16 protein-coding genes are annotated in these 18,684 nt (G+C 42.3%); 15 read left to right on the forward strand and 1 reads right to left on the reverse strand.

Annotated features, from left to right (window positions below; translation table 11 throughout):
• Positions 1-332: 332 nt before the first annotated feature.
• From proV to ABWP91_RS14765, 8 genes are all read left to right on the forward strand, one after another.
• Positions 333-1,532 carry a glycine betaine/L-proline ABC transporter ATP-binding protein ProV gene (gene proV, locus ABWP91_RS14730; RefSeq protein ID WP_353243865.1) on the forward strand — a complete coding sequence of 400 codons (1,200 nt, stop codon included), beginning with the start codon at positions 333-335 and terminating at the stop codon, positions 1,530-1,532.
• Positions 1,525-2,697, forward strand: a complete 1,173-nt coding sequence (gene proW / locus ABWP91_RS14735) for a glycine betaine/L-proline ABC transporter permease ProW (protein WP_353243866.1) — start codon at positions 1,525-1,527, stop codon at positions 2,695-2,697. Before proV ends, proW begins: the two co-directional genes overlap by 8 nt.
• A 104-nt stretch (positions 2,698-2,801) precedes the next feature.
• A complete protein-coding gene (proX, locus tag ABWP91_RS14740; protein WP_353243867.1) occupies positions 2,802-3,797 on the forward strand; it encodes a glycine betaine/L-proline ABC transporter substrate-binding protein ProX in 996 nt (331 codons plus the stop codon).
• Between the two features lie 135 nt (positions 3,798-3,932).
• Complete coding sequence (locus ABWP91_RS14745; protein WP_353243868.1) at positions 3,933-5,132, forward strand: MFS transporter; 1,200 nt, start codon at positions 3,933-3,935, stop codon at positions 5,130-5,132.
• A gap of 661 nt (positions 5,133-5,793) precedes the next feature.
• The gene (mprA, locus tag ABWP91_RS14750; RefSeq protein ID WP_353243869.1) at positions 5,794-6,309 is read left to right on the forward strand and encodes a transcriptional repressor MprA; all 516 of its coding nucleotides are present in this window, start codon (positions 5,794-5,796) and stop codon (positions 6,307-6,309) included.
• 216 nt (positions 6,310-6,525) lie between these two features.
• Positions 6,526-7,707, forward strand: coding sequence for a multidrug efflux MFS transporter periplasmic adaptor subunit EmrA (emrA, locus tag ABWP91_RS14755; protein WP_353243870.1), 1,182 nt, complete (start codon positions 6,526-6,528; stop codon positions 7,705-7,707).
• A 17-nt stretch (positions 7,708-7,724) separates the two neighbouring features.
• A complete protein-coding gene (emrB, locus tag ABWP91_RS14760; protein WP_353243871.1) occupies positions 7,725-9,260 on the forward strand; it encodes a multidrug efflux MFS transporter permease subunit EmrB in 1,536 nt (511 codons plus the stop codon).
• A 100-nt stretch (positions 9,261-9,360) separates the two neighbouring features.
• Positions 9,361-9,783, forward strand: a complete 423-nt coding sequence (locus ABWP91_RS14765; RefSeq protein ID WP_353243872.1) for a hypothetical protein — start codon at positions 9,361-9,363, stop codon at positions 9,781-9,783.
• A gap of 69 nt (positions 9,784-9,852) precedes the next feature.
• Here ABWP91_RS14765 and ABWP91_RS14770 read toward each other — a convergent pair whose 3' ends face one another.
• Positions 9,853-10,959: a tRNA/rRNA methyltransferase gene (locus ABWP91_RS14770; protein ID WP_353243873.1), complete on the reverse strand. Its 1,107-nt coding sequence runs from the start codon at positions 10,957-10,959 to the stop codon at positions 9,853-9,855.
• Positions 10,960-11,129: 170 nt separating this feature from the next.
• Between ABWP91_RS14770 and ABWP91_RS14775 the strand changes: the two genes are divergently transcribed.
• The 7 genes from ABWP91_RS14775 to ABWP91_RS14805 all read left to right on the forward strand — a co-directional run bounded on the left by ABWP91_RS14775 (position 11,130) and on the right by ABWP91_RS14805 (position 18,136).
• Positions 11,130-11,831 (forward strand): tRNA-uridine aminocarboxypropyltransferase, encoded by a 702-nt coding sequence (locus tag ABWP91_RS14775; RefSeq protein WP_353243874.1) that lies wholly within the window; start codon positions 11,130-11,132, stop codon positions 11,829-11,831.
• Positions 11,832-12,057: 226 nt separating this feature from the next.
• Complete coding sequence (locus ABWP91_RS14780; protein WP_353243875.1) at positions 12,058-14,703, forward strand: bifunctional acetate--CoA ligase family protein/GNAT family N-acetyltransferase; 2,646 nt, start codon at positions 12,058-12,060, stop codon at positions 14,701-14,703.
• Positions 14,704-14,862: 159 nt separating this feature from the next.
• Entirely contained in the window at positions 14,863-16,218 is a 1,356-nt protein-coding gene (gene pssA, locus ABWP91_RS14785; protein WP_353243876.1) for a CDP-diacylglycerol--serine O-phosphatidyltransferase, read from the forward strand.
• Positions 16,219-16,283: 65 nt separating this feature from the next.
• Positions 16,284-16,616, forward strand: coding sequence for a YfiM family lipoprotein (locus ABWP91_RS14790; RefSeq protein WP_353243877.1), 333 nt, complete (start codon positions 16,284-16,286; stop codon positions 16,614-16,616).
• A gap of 108 nt (positions 16,617-16,724) precedes the next feature.
• Positions 16,725-17,048: an antibiotic biosynthesis monooxygenase family protein gene (locus ABWP91_RS14795; protein WP_353243878.1), complete on the forward strand. Its 324-nt coding sequence runs from the start codon at positions 16,725-16,727 to the stop codon at positions 17,046-17,048.
• Positions 17,041-17,439: an ACT domain-containing protein gene (locus ABWP91_RS14800; protein ID WP_353243879.1), complete on the forward strand. Its 399-nt coding sequence runs from the start codon at positions 17,041-17,043 to the stop codon at positions 17,437-17,439. The genes ABWP91_RS14795 and ABWP91_RS14800 overlap by 8 nt, the downstream gene beginning before the upstream one ends.
• Entirely contained in the window at positions 17,426-18,136 is a 711-nt protein-coding gene (locus tag ABWP91_RS14805; protein ID WP_353243880.1) for an ArsR/SmtB family transcription factor, read from the forward strand. Before ABWP91_RS14800 ends, ABWP91_RS14805 begins: the two co-directional genes overlap by 14 nt.
• The last annotated feature ends 548 nt before the right edge of the window (positions 18,137-18,684 follow it).

An 18,684-nucleotide genomic window follows, 5' to 3' on the forward strand; every position in this document is an offset into this window, starting at 1 on the left:
CATATTAGCTATTTTCATTTTTCTATTTAAATGATATTTAGCGTTTTTCACACGCATTTTTTTGATTAATTCTGCTTAACCAAGGGTTGTCAGCCCTTTTTATTATGCTAGGGTTTATTGCTTGCAATTTTTACTAATAATCTAATCAGGAGCATTTGAATTTAAACCATAATGAATAAACCCATTAAATTAAAATAGGAATTTCTGCCCTAATAATTTTCAACCGATAGCCACTGTTTAGGTCTAAATAGGTAAGACTATCATTATTGAATCGACATTATTCATTTTGGGCTCCAACTCTTTTTGTTGATTGAAAATTGGGTAAATAATATATGGCAATAAAATTAGAAGTTAAAAATTTATATAAAATATTTGGGGAAAATCCTGACTCCGCATTTAAGCTTTTAGAATCAGGAATGGACAAAGACGCTATCTTTGAAAAAACAGGCCTCACAGTTGGTGTCCAAGATGTAAATCTGGCGATTGAAGAAGGCGAAATCTTCGTAGTTATGGGGCTTTCGGGTTCAGGGAAGTCCACTTTGGTGCGCCTCCTCAATCGCCTGATTGAACCTACCAGCGGCCAAGTGCTGATTGATGGGGAAGATATCTCTGATATTTCTGATAAAGCCCTGCGTGACGTACGCCGAACTAAAATCAGCATGGTGTTTCAATCCTTCGCCTTAATGCCACACATGAATGTGATTGATAATACAGCATTTGGTATGGAGCTTTCGGGCATTTCGAAACCAGATCGCCATAAAAAAGCGATGGATGCCCTGAATCAAGTGAACCTCGAAAAGTGGGCTAATTCATATCCCGATGAGCTTTCTGGTGGGATGCGTCAGCGTATCGGCTTAGCCAGAGCACTCGCCAATGACCCTGATATCCTGTTGATGGATGAAGCCTTTTCTGCACTTGACCCACTCATTCGAACAGAAATGCAAGATGAATTGCTTTCTTTACAAGGGGATAAACAACGTACCATCGTTTTTATCTCCCATGACCTCGATGAAGCCATGCGAATTGGTGACCGCATCGCCATTATGCAAGGCGGTGTTGTCGTTCAAGTCGGCACCCCTGATGAAATACTGAATAACCCGGCTAATGACTATGTCAGAACCTTCTTCCGTGGGGTTGATATTAGCCAAGTGTTCAGTGCCAAAGATATTGCACGAAGACGTCCCGATGCCCTGCTGCATATCGCGCCCGGCTTTGGCCCTCGTTCAGCCCTAAAAGTGCTAAATGATGAAGACCGTTACCATGGCTATTTACTTTCACGAGGCCATACCTTTGAAGGGGTTGTCTCCGTTGAGTCTTTAGAAAAAGCGTTGCACGACAAAGCCGGGATTGAAGCTGCAATTTTGCCAGATATTGAGCCGATTCAAGGTGATACATCCTTAAATGAAGTCATCTCGACGATTGCACAAGCGCCTTGCGCAGTACCTGTCGTGAATGAAAAAAATCGCTATTTAGGGGTGATTTCGAAAGGCATGCTGCTACAAGCACTGGATAAGGAGACGCCAAATGAGTAAGCAAAATCAAGATAATACCATCGACCAACAGGATCCGTGGGCCGATACTCAAGTTGAGCAAACGCCAGTGCAGACGCCTGACACAACCCAATCTGACGATCCGTGGGCGGCAAGTTCCGCACAAGATCAAAGCGCTTCAGATGATCCGTGGGGTGGCTCATCCACAGCAGATACTGCACCAGATGCAGGATCCAGCGATTGGCTTGATGCTGCACCAACAGATAACATCGTACCTGATCAGTTTAATATTATGGATCCCTTCCAGCACACGCTTATCCCGCTGGATTCATGGGTTGCACATGCCATCGATTGGGTAGTTCTCAACTTTCGTCCTGTATTCCAAGGCATACGAGCCCCTATCGATTTCATTCTCAGTGGGTTTGAACAGTTTCTCACCTCGCTGCCGTCTCCCGTGGCCATTATCATTTTTGCATTACTTGCTTGGCAATTAGCAGGACGAGCAATGGGCGTAGCCACCTTTGTTTCAATGATAGCCATCGGGGCAATTGGTGCTTGGTCGGAAGCGATGGTGACATTATCGCTAGTACTGACCTCATTGCTATTTTGTATTGTGATAGGGCTACCCCTGGGGATTTGGCTAGCGCGCAGTGAAAGAGCAGCCAAAATCATCCGCCCATTACTCGATGCAATGCAAACCACGCCAGCGTTCGTCTATTTAGTACCGATTGTTATGCTGTTCGGTATTGGTAATGTGCCTGGCGTCGTCGTCACCATTATATTTGCCTTGCCACCTATTATTCGTTTGACCATTTTAGGCATCAAGCAAGTCCCTGCTGACTTAATTGAAGCAGCAGAATCATTCGGCGCAAGCCCTCGCCAAATGCTGTTTAAAGTACAATTGCCACTCGCAATGCCAACGATCATGGCGGGGGTTAACCAAACGCTGATGTTAGCGCTTTCAATGGTAGTTATTGCTTCAATGATTGCTGTCGGTGGTTTAGGCCAAATGGTATTGCGAGGGATCGGTCGCCTTGATATGGGGCTCGCGTCTGTCGGGGGTGTCGGTATTGTTATTCTCGCTATCATTTTAGACCGATTCACTCAATCTTTGGGGCAAGATACCCGAGGTAAAGCACCGATTCGTTGGTATCAAAAAGGCCCTATTGGGCTGGTTATGCGCCCATTTTGTAAAAAAGCCAATTAATCCATACATCCGCCATTCACCTGAGTGCCATTCATTTGGCACTTAACTTGGCTCTTCCCATAAAGGCCAAGCTCGCTGCGAAATAAAACAGAGGGAACAATATAATGAAACATAAAATTATTCTTGCATCAGCACTGACCACCATATTTGCCATTCCATTGGCAGGCGCTAACGACCTACCAGGTAAAGGGATAAAAATTAGCCCTGTACAAAGTACGATCAGCGAAGAAACATTCCAAACCCTGATTGTCGCTAAAGCCCTTGAAGAGCTCGGCTATGATGTTCAACCTATCAAAGAGGTCGACTATAACGTAGCGTATGCATCCATTGCGAATGGTGATGCGACTTATTTAGCCACCAGCTGGGTTCCTTTGCATAATGCGCAATATGACGCGGCTGGTGGAGATAAGGTATTCTATCGCCAAGGTAATTACGTCGTTAATGCAGCTCAAGGCTACCTCATCGACAAAAAAACCGCAGAAAAATACAACATTACTAATGTTGAGCAACTTAAAGACCCTAAAATTGCCAAACTTTTTGATTCAAATGGCAATGGTAAAGCGGATTTAACTGGGTGTAACCCAGGCTGGGGATGTGAAGCCGCCATCAATAATCATTTAAAAGCCTATGATCTTGAAAAAACAGTCGATCATAACCAAGGTAACTACGCGGCGATGATGGCAGATACCATTACCCGATATAAAGAAGGCAAACCTATTTTATATTATACGTGGACACCATACTGGATCAGTGATGTGCTCAAACCAGGTCGTGATGTCGTCTGGCTAGAAGTACCTTTCTCTTCAATGCCAAACGGTGAAAAAACAGACACGAAGCTACCTAACGGGAAAAACTATGGTTTCCCACCAAATACCATGCATATCGTCGCTAACAAAAAATGGGCAGCGGATAACCCTTCCGCGGCAAAATTATTTGAAGTGATGAAACTGCCTATTGCCGATATCAATGCGCAAAACTTAAGAATGCATAACGGGGAAGCATCACAAGCAGATATTCAACGCCACACGAATGCTTGGATAAAAGCGCACCAATCAACTTTTGATGGCTGGGTAAAAGCAGCACAAGAAGCCGCTAAGTAAGCGTAAATCACACAATAACATGACTGAAGCCACCTGCTAATCTGGGTGGCTTTTTTGCATCAATGGCAAAAAGAAATAAACCAAGGTAATGAATTTTGTTTATAGTAGTCACCTAACCAATAATAGGTAACCTACATGAAACAGACCCAAACTGCTGAGCTAACAACGGGCCTCACTATATTGATGGCCATTGCGACAGGCCTTGTCGTTGCCAGCAATTACTATGCCCAGCCGTTATTAGACACCATTGCAGCGCAATTTAACCTGACCACCAACATGGCAGGGTTTATTGTCACTGCCGCACAGCTTGGTTATGCAGTGGGTTTACTGTTTTTAGTCCCTCTTGGGGACTTATTTGAACGCAAACGTCTCATTTTATTCATGACGTTTCTTTCAGCTTCAGGCCTACTCATTACTGCGCTTTCAACCAATATTTGGCAGATCCTATTAGGTACAGCTCTGACAGGGCTGTTTTCTGTTGTAGCTCAAGTCCTGATCCCAATGGCGGCCTCTATTGCACATCCCAACAAGCGGGGAAAAGCGGTTGGGATTATTATGAGCGGATTATTGCTGGGAATTTTACTGGCGAGAACGGTATCTGGTGCTGTAGCAATGGTCGGTGGCTGGCGCGCAATTTATTGGGTCGCATTCGTTTTATTAATTATCTTATTAATTGTATTAGCGATTAAATTACCTCGCTACCACCAAAAAGCGAATCTTAACTACTTTCAGTTACTTTGCTCTATTGGCCGCTTATTTTTTAGTACGCCTGTCTTGGCGGTTAGAGCCTCACTTGGCGCGCTCTCTTTTGCTAATTTTGGGTTATTGTGGACCGCGATGGCGTTCTTATTGGCGAGCCCGCCATTTAACTATTCTGAAGGGACTATCGGTTTGTTTGGCCTTGTTGGCGCAGCGGGCGCATTAATGGCCTCTCAAGCGGGTCACCTTGTGGATAAAGGCAAAGGGAAAATAATCACGACCGTTGGGCTAGTTTTATTGCTGTTGTCTTGGTTACCCATTGGCCTAGCAAAACATTCCTTGGTCGCCTTTATTATTGGTATTCTGGTGCTTGACCTCGCAGTTCAAGCCGTCCATGTAACCAGCCAAAGCACCTTATACCGCATTATGCCTGAAGCGCGTAACCGCCTTACTGCTGGGTATATGACCAGTTATTTTATTGGCGGGGCACTCGGTTCACTATTATCAGGCTATGCCTATGAACGTGCAGGCTGGGAGGGTGTGGCAATTGCAGGCGTTTGCCTAACCGCCTTGAGCTTAATAATTTGGGCCATCGGTATCCGATTTGACCCAACGATTACCCCTTCTGAAGAGTAATGCTATTCCCTTTTCTGCTGTCGATAATATTTTATCTTAAATGTTATCGACAGCACGTTAACACATAAAAATAGGTAATATATTCAGAGTGGAACCATCCCTTTTTTTAATCATTATTACGCATAATCAATAAATTAATATCAATGATTCAATATAATAGTTATATATTGTTATTATTACCCTAGCAAAAGTTAGCAAATGACACAGTTAAACAAATACTATGCCTATCCAGAAAGGTATAATAATTGTTAATTCAAAAACAATTATTAGTATTGATAATTATACAAAAATAGAAACTAGGTATTTACACCTAAGTGATCGCAATATCTATCTAAGTTGTAATTATTGGGTAACAAAAAAAATGGTATTGAGTTAATGCGAAGTGATTATATATTGTTTTATATGATTTTATTTGATGTGTAAATTGTGCTTATTTTGGTTAAATTATGTTCAAATAAACTTAAATAGGCTAGAAATATACTTTGCGCTATACTGAAACCCATAAATTACATTCATAAAATTTATGAATCATGTATCATTATCAAAATAAAATCATCGATATTAATTAAGTATAATTGCTAATTCTCTCTTTTAATATACCATTTAGATGGTTGATGACAGTTGTAATCTTACCAACTGAAACTAATAAGGTATCCAAATAATGGAAAGTTCATTTACACCGACAGAAGCGCTTTTAAATGCTCGTGTCGCGCAACAAGATACACACGAAAAACCTATCCCGTATCAAGAGATACTTTTAACGCGTTTATGTATGCATGTTCATGGGAAATTACTGGAATCTCGTAATAGCATGCTACGAGCTCAAGGTATCAATGAAACACTCTTCATGGCCTTAATGATCTTAGATACAAAAGACTCACGTAGTATCCAACCTTCCGAGCTCAGTGCAGCGCTTGGTTCATCGCGTACCAATGCAACTCGTATCGCCGATGAGCTAGAAAAAAATGGTTGGATTGAACGCAAAGAAAGCCACAACGACAGACGTTGCCTGCATTTGCATCTAACCGAAAAAGGTTCAGAGTTTTTAAGTGGCTTGTTACCACCACAACATCATGCTCTGACAGACATTTGGTCTGTTTTAGATGCTGATGAAAAACAACAGCTTGATAAACTCATGCGTAAACTACTGACAAAACTGGATACTATAAAAGATTAACCATTTATTTTGTAAGGTTAATGTATTTGAGGCATTCTGAGGCTTAAAGGCGAAAAAATACTTTTCAGCCCGCAATATTTCATTATCCTTTCACCTTATGCTTTACGATATTCCCATCAAGCAGCAAAATCATTTGTAGTCTCAGTTTCCAGTGGTTATGACTAACTACTGGAAACAACCGTGATCCTTATCCATCGAAAATGGAGTAATACCAGTATGAGTTCCCCCGAGGAAATGCAACAAACGCAAGCTCCCCAACGAAATAAAAAAAGACAGCGCAGAAATGCCTTAGTCTTTTTAACATTTATTTTTATCGCTATTGGCGTGGGTTGGGGCATTTACTGGTATTTAGTCCTTCGCCATTATGAATCAACGGATAACGCTTACGTTGCGGGTAACCAAGTGCAAATACAATCTCAAGTTTCTGGGAGCGTCATGACCGTTAACGTTGATAACACAGACTTTGTTCAAAGCGGTACTGTGCTCGTTGAACTTGACCCACGGGACGCTGAACTGGCTCTGGATAAAGCCAAAACCGAATTAGCAAACAGTGTTCGTCAAACCCGCCAGCACATCATTAACAGCCGCCAGCTACAAGCCAATATTGATGTGAAACGCTCTGAATTGAGTCGTTTACAAAATGACCTAAAACGTCGTGAAGTACTAGGCAACAGCAATTTAATTGGTAAAGAAGAGTTGCAACACGCACGTGAATCCGTCGTTAGCGCAAAAGCCGCTTTAGACATGGCAGTTGAACAATATAATGCCAACCAAGCAATCGTCCTCAATACGTCCATTGAAAAGCAACCTGCTGTTGAGCAAGCTGCGACTCAAGTTCGTAATGCCTGGTTAACCTTACAGCGCACCAAAATTGTGAGCCCAGTAGACGGTTATGTTTCTCGCCGTAGTGTGCAAATTGGCTCTCAAATTACGCCATCAACCCCATTAATGGCCATTGTGCCATCAAGTGGCATGTGGATTGATGCAAACTTTAAAGAAACGCAACTGGCAGATATGCGTATTGGTCAGCCAGCGAAAGTCACAGCCGACTTCTACGGCAAAGACGTGGTCTTTAACGGGACGGTTGTTGGTTTAGATATGGGGACAGGCAGCGCGTTTTCATTATTACCCGCACAAAATGCCAGTGGAAACTGGATCAAAGTGGTACAACGCCTGCCCGTGCGTATTGCGTTAGACCCTGCGCAACTTGAAGAACGCCCATTGCGCATCGGTTTATCCACCGAAGTGACAATTGATACTCTCAATAAAGATGGCAAAGTACTGTCAAAAGGCATGCGTGATGTGCCAGCTTACCACACATCTGCATTAGCGGTGGATATGTCTCCTGCGAATAAAATAGTTACTGAGATAATTAATAATAACGCTGGGAACAAATAATTGGGGGCGCAACTGACATGACTGCACCGCTCACCGGTTCAAAACTAGCTTGGATGACCGTCGCCCTTTCCTTGGCGACGTTCATGCAAGTCCTTGACTCAACCATTGCGAACGTCGCTATCCCAACGATTGCGGGTAACCTAGGGGCATCTAACTCCCAAGGAATATGGGTGATTACCTCGTTTGGCGTGGCAAATGCAATCTCTATCCCAATCACTGGCTGGTTAGCGCGACGTATTGGTGAGGTTCGGCTATTTTTATGGTCAACGGGTCTCTTCGCCTTAACATCTTGGTTATGCGGCATTTCTGGCAGCCTAGAAATGTTGATTTTATTCCGTGTGCTGCAAGGTTTAGTCGCGGGTCCACTGATCCCTCTATCCCAAAGTCTACTGCTTAATAACTATCCCCCCGCTAAACGCAGTATGGCGCTGGCGCTTTGGTCGATGACCATTGTGGTCGCGCCAATTTGCGGGCCAATTCTTGGTGGCTATATTAGTGATAACTACCATTGGGGATGGATATTCTTCATCAACGTTCCGTTCAGTATTGCGATTATTTTTGCCATCATGCGCACCTTAAAAGGCCGTGAGACAAAAATTTCCATTCAACGCATTGATACTATTGGTTTAGTTTTATTGGTTGTTGGGATTGGCGCACTGCAAATCATGCTCGACCAAGGGAAAGAGCTTGATTGGTTTAACTCAACCGAAATCATTGTGTTGACGGTGATTGCCGTTGTAGCGATTGCTTTCTTAATTGTCTGGGAGTTAACCGACGATCACCCCGTCATTGACCTTTCTCTCTTTAAGGAGCGCAATTTTACCATTGGCTGTTTATCCCTTAGCCTAGCCTATATGTTGTACTTTGGTACTATCGTCTTGCTCCCGCAATTGTTACAAGAGGTTTATGGATATACTGCAACATGGGCGGGCTTAGCCTCTGCGCCCGTTGGGTTATTGCCGCTATTGATCACACCAATTATTGGTAAATTTGGTAACCGCATTGATATGCGTTATTTAGTGACATTCAGCTTTATTATCTATGCTGTCTGTTACTACTGGCGTGCTTATACCTTTGAACCAGGTATGGGCTTTGCAGCAGCAGCTTGGCCGCAATTTGTTCAAGGCCTCGCGATTGCATGCTTCTTTATGCCATTAACCACCATTACCTTATCGGGGTTACCCCCTGAAAAAATGGCGTCGGCATCTAGTTTATCTAACTTTACCCGAACATTGGCAGGGGCGATTGGTACCTCGATTACCACGACAATGTGGACGCAAAGAGAATCCATGCACCATGAAAATCTTGCAGAATTTGTCAATCCGTACAATCCAAATGCGCAGCATATGTACAGCGAATTGGCACAGATTGGCATGAATGAGCAGCAAAGTGCCGCATACTTAGCGAAAACCATTACAGATCAAGGGCTGATCTTATCGGCAAATGAAATTTTCTGGCTCTCTGCGGGGATCTTTATTTTACTGATGGTGATCGTCTGGTTTGCTAAACCGCCATTTGGTGCTGGGTCGAAAGACGGTGGCGGCGCTCACTAATCTCAATTTAACCCTACATTTCGGTGTGGGGTTATTTTTTGCTTCATTCCTTCCTATCAAATACACTGGTGCAATCATTAATCCGCTCAGGTAAGCAATCATGAAATCTTGGATTGAAAACAGTCGGGCACTTACTTTGATTAATACCATGGATGAAGCCCAGACAGAGCAATGCCGAGGAAAACTCATCCACTACATTAATCAGTACCAAGAAAATTATCCATTCGATATTTTGGACGATGTTCAGACTTATATGCAGTTAAAATTGGATGCTAATGACCTGAATTTTAATGTAATCCCCGATGAAATTAAGCAAGCTATCACAGAAGGTTATTATGAATACTGCATCAGTTTAAACGAAATATCTGCGGCATATATGATAGTAACTAAATCCACACCATTAACGCGTTTAGATCTCATTCAGTTCACTAATCATTTATTAGAAGCTTATTCATGTAATTATCCAGAAAATGAATTTCTCGTGCCAAGACTTGCTGAGTTTGTAGATTTATTTGCTCACTAATCAAATTTTAGTTAGAAAAAAGGCCATACGTAAAAACGTATAGCCTTAGAAATTATATCGATAAAACGATTATTTAACTTGGTTTTGCTGCCACCATTGTGCCAACATCACACCTGTAGCCACAGAGACATTCAGGCTTTCAACTTTGCCCGTTCCGCCGATAAATAGGCTCATATCCCCTTGATCCCACGTGCTATCGCTTAAACCATCACTTTCTTGGCCTAAAACAAGCACCATTTTAGCTGGTAATTTCGCTTTCGCTAAATCTTGGCTGCCTTTATGGCTTGATGTGGTCACAATGGTGTAACCCGCTTTGCGGAATTTATCTAACGTGGACGTTAAACCGTCAGCATCGATAGCTTTAATATGCTCAGCACCGCCTTCTGCGGTACGGATTGCCGCACCGGATTCCAGCATGCCTGCATCTTGTAAAATCACACCTTGTACACCAAAGTGAGCACAGCTGCGCATGATCCCGCCTAAGTTATGTGGGTTACCGACATCTTCCAGCGCTAATACACAATCTTTTTCTGCGGCTTGCTCTAAATACGCATCCGCACTCATGCCACCACGTTTTTTGATAATAAAACACACACCGCCATGGTGCTCTGTACCAGAGGCTTTCGATAGCTCTTCGTCATCAACAACATGGTAAGCTTTACGGTTTGCTGCCATCCATTTCAGGGCATCACGAAAACGGGGTGTGACGGATTGCAAAAACCACGCACGGACAATAGCATCTGGGCGGTTTTTGAACATGGCTTGGCACGCATTTTCACCATAAATACGGGTCTCTTCTTGGCGTTGCTTACGCAGTTGCTCAGGGTCGATTTGGCTTTTACCAACTATCCCACCATGGTCATTTTCAAATTCTTCGCTATCAGGTTTAGAAACCGTACGCCACGGAGAACGCTCACGCGGTGCACTATCGCGATTATCTGAACGGCGGTCTTGTCGAGCACCTTCAGGGCGATTTGAACGACCCCCTCTTTCTTGGCGGCCACCATCACGTCGGTCACCACCGCGCTTATCATTTCCGCCACGTCTATCATCGCGACCACCGTCACGACCACCACGGCGTTTATCATTACCTTTGTTGTTGTCCTGCTCTTCGCTGCGGACATACATCACTTTTACTTTGCCGTTTTTACCACTAAATTCATTCGAGTCGTTCATCACTATCCCCTACTAAGCTATGGCGCGAAGATTACATGATGTTGCAAGGCTACGCTACCGATTCGCGCTATTATCTCACCGAAAAGTTATTGAATATACCTCTATCGCATAGAAATCGTTTTGCGTACAATATGCGGCTTATTTTATGGCCTGCAAAACAGTAATCAAACATGACACCTAATGCCGTTTATCACCTCCGCCAGCAACGTCTCGCTTTATCGACAAAACCTTTTAAAGCAAGGGGCTGTCGCGTAAAACGCTGCCAATATTGCTTGTTACCTGTTCCACAATGTCTGTGCCAAGAAACGGTGTCTGCTCAAGCAAAAAGCCAATTTTGCTTAATCATGTTTGATGGTGAGGTGTTTAAGCCCAGCAATACGGGAAAACTGATTGCTGATGTCCTACCTGAAACGCTCGCTTTTCAGTGGTCAAGAACCGCTCCTGACACACAGCTTTTAGCAGCTTTACAGGATGATACCCGCCAACCTTACCTCATTTTCCCTGAAAGCTACGCGCAAGAAAATCGTATTGTCGTAAATGAGCCGAGCATCTCTGATAAGCCAGCTTTATTCATTCTATTGGATGGGACCTGGCCTGAAGCGCGCAAAATGTTCCGTAAGAGCCCGTATCTCAATAACATTCCAATGCTATCCATCAACACAAAAGCGCGGACGGACTACCTGCTACGCACGCCATCCCGTGAGGAACAACATTGCACCGCAGAGGTTGCCGCCACCGTGCTAGAGCTAGCTGGTGATATCCAAGCTTCACAGCAGTTATTTAGTCATTTTAGTCTATTTCGCCAAAAATACCTTGAGGGGAAACCCCATCACCCAGTGGCACAAATGGTGTTAAACACAACGCCTCTCTAACTATTTTTAGGGGCTATTTTCACATTTTTTTTCGTAAATAGTTCCAAGAAATAGTCACTTTCGGATAAACGTCATCATAAAACGTGAAGGTGCTTGTATAAATTAATTAAATCCGCAGGATAAACTAGCGCAATATAAAAGATAGGGCATAGTATTCATAAGTATTACTTAGCCTCTTTTTATCTCTTGAACGATTATACCGTTCACCAAGCGAAGGGTTATCTCTATGGGTTTAGTGAGTCAGTTAGAATCTTTGTTCAGGCCAAAATCAATCGTGGTTATTGGCGCCTCTGAAAACCCGAACCGTGCAGGTTCGGTTATGATGAAAAACCTTCTCACCAGCGGCTTTAAAGGTCCGATTCTCCCTGTTAACCCAAATCGTAGCTCTGTCTTGGGAGTGCTGGCCTACCCCTCAATTGATAAGCTTCCACTCAAACCTGACCTTGCGGTAATTTGTACACATCATTCGAGAAATATCTCTTGTTTACAGCAACTTGGTGAAGTTGGCTGCAAAGTTGTGATTATCTTGTCATCCCCTTCGATTCAATTTAATGAATTAAAAAAGGTGGCCCAGCAATATCAAATTCGCCTTTTAGGCCCTAATAGCTTAGGTTTTTTAGCGCCATGGCAAGGTTTAAATGCCAGCTTCTCTCCGATTCCAATACTCAAAGGTAAATTGGCTTTTATTTCACAATCTGCTGCGGTTTCTAATACGGTGCTTGATTGGGCAAGGCATCGCGATATCGGTTTTTCTTATTTTATCGCTCTAGGTGATAGTATCGATATTGATATTGACGACTTGCTGGATTATCTAGCCCGTGATAGCAAAACCAGTGCAATTTTGCTTTACCTTGAAAACATCAGTGATGCGAGGCGTTTTTTATCGTCATCACGTAGTGCATCACGTAACAAGCCCATTCTCGTTATCAAAAGTGGTCGAACGCGTAAAGCTCAAGAACTTTTAGGGGAAAAACCCAGCTTGGATGCCGCTTATGATGCCGCTATTCAACGGGCAGGGCTTTTACGCGTTCAAGATACTCATGAAATGTTTTCTGCTGTTGAAACATTGAGTTATATGACCCCTTTACGGGGTGAACGTTTATCGATCATGAGCAATGGTGCAGCCCCCGCAGCTATGGCTCTGGATGAACTTTTACAACGCAATGGTAAGCTGGCTAAACTCAGTATTGAAACCGAAAATGAACTCAGCGCCCTGCTTCCACTTGATCTCTCTACACAAAATCCGATTGATTTGGGTGATGATTCCACAGTAGATCGCTATATTAACGTATTAAACAAAATGCTCGATAGCCATGATCATGACGCACTTTTATTGATCCACACACCCAGTGCGATCACTGAAAGCAAATCCATGGCAGAAAAAATTATCAAAACTATCAAGCAGCACCCTCGTGGAAAATGGCTTACGATCCTAACTAATTGGTGTGGTGAATATTCATCCCGAGAATCACGCCGCTTGTTTAGTGAAGCGGGTATTCCCACTTATCGCACTCCAGAAGGCGCTATTACGGCCTATATGCACATGGTGGAATACCGCCGCAACCAAAAACAGTTAAAAGAGACGCCAGCACTTCCAGTGGGGATTACCGCTAATACACAACAAGCGCATGAATATATTCAGCAAGCATTGAAAAACAATAACTTGCATTTAGATACACATGAAGTTAAACCTATTTTAAAAGCTTATGGACTACATAGTTTGCCAACTTGGATTGCTCATTCAAGTGAAGAAGCAATTGAAATTGCCGAAAAAATTGGCTACCCCGTTGCTTTAAAACTACGTTCGCCTGATATCGTGCATAAATCGGAAGTCCAAGGTGTCATGCTGTATCTGAGAAATGCGAAAGAAGTTGAAGATGCCGCAAAAGCAATTATTGAACGTGTCTCCACTAACTTTCCGAACGCTCGCATTGAAGGTTTGCTAGTGCAAAGCATGGCAAACCGTGCAGGAGCGCAAGAATTACGTATAGCTGTGGAGCTAGACCCAGTATTTGGCCCATTAATAATGCTAGGTGAAGGAGGAATTGAGTGGCAACAAGAAAGCCAAGCCGCTGTAGCCTTACCCCCGTTAAATATGGCACTCGCGCGTTATCTTGTTATTAACGCTATCAAAGGCTATAAAATTAAATCGCGCAGCGCATTAGAACCGCTAAATATCTTAGGTCTCTCAAGTTTATTAGTAAGAGTTTCAAACTTAATCATCGATTGCCCAAATATTACACGCTTAGATATACACCCGCTATTAGCCTCTGGCGATGAATTTACCTTGCTAGATGTCTCCATGACACTCAGCTCAGGTGAGAGCGCAACAACCTCAAGACTCGCCATTCGCCCTTATCCAAGCGAATTAGAAGAAACTATCCATTTAAAAGATGATTTAAGCTGCTTATTGCGTCCAATACTTCCCGAAGATGAGCCACTATTGAAGTCTTTTATCGAACAGGTCACAAAAGAAGATCTCTATTATCGGTATTTTAGTGAGATCAGTGAGTTTACTCATGATGACCTCGCCAATATGACACAAATTGATTACGACCGTGAAATGGCATTTGTTGCAGTAAAAAACCAAAACACAAACCCTGAAATTATTGGTGTTGTTCGCGCAATGGCAGACCCTGATAATCAAGAGGCTGAATTTGCTGTTTTGGTGCGTTCCGATATGAAAGGGCAAACACTGGGCTATCAGCTTATGCAAAAACTGCTTAACTATACCCGCGGCCATGGCATCAAAAAATTAACCGCTATAACCATGCCTGAAAATCGCAATATGATCAGCTTAGCGAAAAAATTAGGGTTTGAGGTTGAAGTACAATTTGAAGATGGCGTCGTGAACCTCACTCTTCATCTTTAACAATGTAGGGATGCTCAGCATAACCTGCATGGAAATTAAACAGATATGCAATTTATTCTAAATGGTTTGACTAAATATGCTATCATCCATGGATCATTCGCTTAAAAATGTGTGCAAAGCGATTTGCTATTGGACTAATAAGAGAAAATTCACACTGTGATGTTGTCAAAATTAAAACAAGCAAAACATCAACAATATTTGGTAAGTTTGCCTAAACTGTCTCAAGATGTTGCTGATGTCAAAACGCTATATAAGACAGAAGATTTTCGTGATGAACTGCTTAAACAAATTTCTCTCGCTCAAAATACTATCTACATTACAGCTTTGTATTTAGAGAAAGATGACGCAGGTAAGGACATTCTTCATGCGCTGTATGCGGCAAAACAAGCTAATACATCATTAGATATCAAAATTCTCGTCGATTGGCACCGAGCTCAACGAGGGCGTATCGGCGCAGCGGCAAATGCCACTAATGCAGATTGGTATTACGATGTCTCGCAACAGTATCCAGATGTCGACATTCCAATCTATGGTATTCCAGTCAATACTCGGGAAGCTTTAGGCGTCTTACATCTAAAAGGTTTTCTTTTTGATGATACCCTGCTGTACAGCGGTGCAAGTATCAATGATGTGTATTTACAACGACATGAAAAATATCGTTACGACCGATATCACCTTATTAAAAATAGCCAACTAGCCGCATCAATGCGAAAATTCATTGATGATTCATTGTTACCTACTGATGCTATTCATCGTCTAAATACAGAAATACGCCCTAAAACGGCTGAATTTAAGCACCTAATAAAACAATTCCGTTTAGGACTGCGCGGCTCTTCTTACCAATTTACGGGTAATGCATCTAATGATGAATTATCTGTAACACCTTTTGTTGGCTTAGGTAAGAAAAACGATCTTAACCGTGTGATCACCCATTTAATGGGTTCAACCAGTGATAAGCTGACTATTTGTACGCCGTACTTTAACCTTCCTGCCGTATTAGTGCGGATCATCAGCCGATTACTGCGTGATGGCAAACAGGTAGAAATTATTATTGGCGATAAAACTGCTAACGATTTTTATATTCCACCAGAAGAGCCTTTCAAAATTATTGGCGCACTTCCTTATCTATACGAAATAAACCTACGTCGCTTTGTTAGTCGCTTACAGAGATTTATTGATAGCAAACAGTTGACAGTTAGGCTTTGGAAAGACGGTGATAATACATATCACTTAAAAGGTATGTGGGTCGATAATCAATGGCAATTAATCACTGGTAATAACTTAAATCCACGTGCATGGGGCTTAGATCTGGAAAATGCAGTCTTAATTCATGATCCTAAGCAACAACTTCAGGATCAACGCCAACATGAATTGGAATGCATCCGTACGAATACAAAAGTCGTTAACCATTACAGGGAGTTAGATAGTATCCAAACTTATCCTGTTAAAGTGAAAAAATTAATTCGTAGGCTGCGACGCATACGTGTTGATCGACTCATTAGTCGAATCTTATAGGTTAAAAAAAGCGTCACTTCAACGTGGCGCTTTTCAATTCTGGTAACCAATTAATGAAGCCCAATATGATGAAAACATTAATTATTAGCTCACTGATGTTCATAACAACAGGGTGTAGCGGTTTCCATTGGTCTAATGATAACTGGAAAGGTAAAGATAAAGCACAGCACTTTGCATTTTCCGCGGCAATGGCAGCAGCAGGTAATGCCTATGCAGACAGACAAAATATGTCGCATCATCATGCGGCCCAATTTGGTCTGTTATTTTCTCTTTCACTTGGTGCGGCGAAAGAGCTTTATGATAGCCGCCCTGAAGGAACCGGCTGGAGCTGGCACGACTTTGCTTATGACGTTGCAGGCTCAGTTGCCGGCTATAGCCTATACCAATCCCTCAAGTAAACCTGACTCTTAATATCCCTCCTCTATTTACTTCAATATTTCGTCCACCATCGAAGTATTGCTTAATGAAAAGCTTATAGTGGTGCTTTCTACATTAAGGAGAATTATATGATTGCCGTGATCTTTGAAGCCATTCCAATCCCTGAGCAAAAAGCGCGTTATTTTGAACTTGCTGCGAAACTGAAGTCTGAACTGGTCAACATTGAAGGTTTTATTTCAGTTGAGCGTTTTCAAAGTATAGGCACTGAAGGGAAAATTTTATCGCTTTCTTGGTGGGAAAATGAAGCCGCAGTTATGGAATGGAAACGTCATTTCATGCATCAAAGTGCGCAAAATGAGGGAAAAAACGCTGTTTTCTCTCATTACCGCATCCGTGTTGCACAAGCCATAAGAGATTATTCCTTCGATAAGGAGAATAATCATAATGTATAATATTCATGTTATCCTTGAAAACCAAGCAGGTACGTTAGCATTATTGGCGACAACGTTAGGACAACATGGCGTTGGGCTAGAAGGTGGTGGAGTATTTTCTATCGATGGAAAAAGCCATGCTCACTTTTTAATAACGCAACCTGAAGAAGCTAAAAAAGCACTGACTAAAGCAGGCATACAAGTGGAAAGCATTTCAATGCCCGTAATTCGTAAATTAAAACAAGAGCAACCAGGTGAACTTGGTGCTATAGCACAGTGCCTAGCAGACCACCAAATTAATATCCTGATTCAATATAGTGATCATCATAATAGGTTAATACTCATAACTGATAACAATGAGCTCGCCTCAGAAGTAACTAAAAAATGGGATACCCCTAATGATAAAAAATAAAATTAGCCAACCCATTGATGAAAATGAGTATTTAGAAAAATCCATTTCAAAGGTTGCCTCTGCGATTGCTGACCCCTCTAGGGTCAGTATTCTTTGCGCACTAATGGATGGCAGGGCATGGACAGCCACAGAGTTAAGTGCTGCGGCAAATATTGCTCCTTCAACAACCAGTGCTCACTTAACGAAACTTTTGAATAACCACTTAATTAGTTGTTTGTCTCAAGGCAGACACCGTTATTACCGACTCGCTGGCTCAGATATTGCAGAACTGTTGGAAACCCTGATGGCTGTATCCATGAAACTAGAATATAAGGCACCCATCTCAACGCCCGTTCATCTTAGAAAAGCTCGGACCTGCTATGATCACTTAGCAGGCGAAGTGGCCGTTCAACTTTATGAATTTATGGATAGAAATGGCTGGTTTACATCTAAAGAAAATAAATTATCTATTATTGGTATTGAGCAATTTAACAACCTGAATATCAATATTTCAATGCATACTAAACGCAAAATGGCGTGTGCTTGTTTAGATTGGAGCGAAAGGCGTATGCACTTAGGTGGGAATGCCGGAGCTGCGTTATTACACGCTTTTGAGCAAAACGAATGGATATTAAAAACAGCAGGCTATCGTGAAGTTATGTTTACCCAAAGCGGGAAAAAAGCTCTAAAACGAATTTTTGACATCGAAATTATATAAAATTCATCACTAGCGGCTCTACGTTTCGCCGCATTTTTCTAATGTATCAAGTAATGGGTGATTATTTGCAGTCTTTTACCTCTATATGAACCTTTATAAAACTATACGAGCTATTGCGCACTACTTGGCATCACACTCACTAAAAAGACAACTCAAGCTTAACAAGCTGCACTCTGCACATAGATTCTCGAGTAATCTCCCAATAATAGCCACCAGTCCACTGATTTAGCTTTTTCTCTCCATAACGATGTGGGTTGGCACTCATTACTTTATACCCTGCAATTAGATTCACTAAAGTAGTGAACTTAAAAAACCGCTAAAGGGCTTACATAGTGAAATAGACGTATTATTCTCACTCTATTCAATAGTGAATATTTGTATTTTCAACTTATTCGTTTTGTAACAGTTCAATAAGTAATATAAAACTATTTAAGAGTGAATTTTAGGTAGGCATACAAAACAAAAACCCCGTGATTTTCATCACGGGGTTTCGATAAGTGGCGGAACGGACGGGACTCGAACCCGCGACCCCCTGCGTGACAGGCAGG

The organism is Providencia sp. (genome assembly GCF_040396775.1).
Lineage (GTDB): Bacteria > Pseudomonadota > Gammaproteobacteria > Enterobacterales > Enterobacteriaceae > Providencia.

Excerpts from the sequence above, each read along its gene's own strand:
- mprA (WP_353243869.1), top strand. The coding sequence starts at position 5,794 with ATGGAAAGTTCATTTACACCGACAGAAGCGCTTTTAAATGCTCGTGTC.
- ABWP91_RS14770 (WP_353243873.1), bottom strand. The coding sequence starts at position 10,959 with ATGAACGACTCGAATGAATTTAGTGGTAAAAACGGCAAAGTAAAAGTG.
- proX (WP_353243867.1), top strand. The coding sequence starts at position 2,802 with ATGAAACATAAAATTATTCTTGCATCAGCACTGACCACCATATTTGCC.
- ABWP91_RS14795 (WP_353243878.1), top strand. The coding sequence starts at position 16,725 with ATGATTGCCGTGATCTTTGAAGCCATTCCAATCCCTGAGCAAAAAGCG.
- ABWP91_RS14775 (WP_353243874.1), top strand. The coding sequence starts at position 11,130 with ATGACACCTAATGCCGTTTATCACCTCCGCCAGCAACGTCTCGCTTTA.
- proW (WP_353243866.1), top strand. The coding sequence starts at position 1,525 with ATGAGTAAGCAAAATCAAGATAATACCATCGACCAACAGGATCCGTGG.
- ABWP91_RS14800 (WP_353243879.1), top strand. The coding sequence starts at position 17,041 with ATGTATAATATTCATGTTATCCTTGAAAACCAAGCAGGTACGTTAGCA.
- emrA (WP_353243870.1), top strand. The coding sequence starts at position 6,526 with ATGAGTTCCCCCGAGGAAATGCAACAAACGCAAGCTCCCCAACGAAAT.
- ABWP91_RS14745 (WP_353243868.1), top strand. The coding sequence starts at position 3,933 with ATGAAACAGACCCAAACTGCTGAGCTAACAACGGGCCTCACTATATTG.
- ABWP91_RS14805 (WP_353243880.1), top strand. The coding sequence starts at position 17,426 with ATGATAAAAAATAAAATTAGCCAACCCATTGATGAAAATGAGTATTTA.
- pssA (WP_353243876.1), top strand. The coding sequence starts at position 14,863 with ATGTTGTCAAAATTAAAACAAGCAAAACATCAACAATATTTGGTAAGT.
- ABWP91_RS14790 (WP_353243877.1), top strand. The coding sequence starts at position 16,284 with ATGATGAAAACATTAATTATTAGCTCACTGATGTTCATAACAACAGGG.
- proV (WP_353243865.1), top strand. The coding sequence starts at position 333 with ATGGCAATAAAATTAGAAGTTAAAAATTTATATAAAATATTTGGGGAA.
- ABWP91_RS14780 (WP_353243875.1), top strand. The coding sequence starts at position 12,058 with ATGGGTTTAGTGAGTCAGTTAGAATCTTTGTTCAGGCCAAAATCAATC.
- emrB (WP_353243871.1), top strand. The coding sequence starts at position 7,725 with ATGACTGCACCGCTCACCGGTTCAAAACTAGCTTGGATGACCGTCGCC.
- ABWP91_RS14765 (WP_353243872.1), top strand. The coding sequence starts at position 9,361 with ATGAAATCTTGGATTGAAAACAGTCGGGCACTTACTTTGATTAATACC.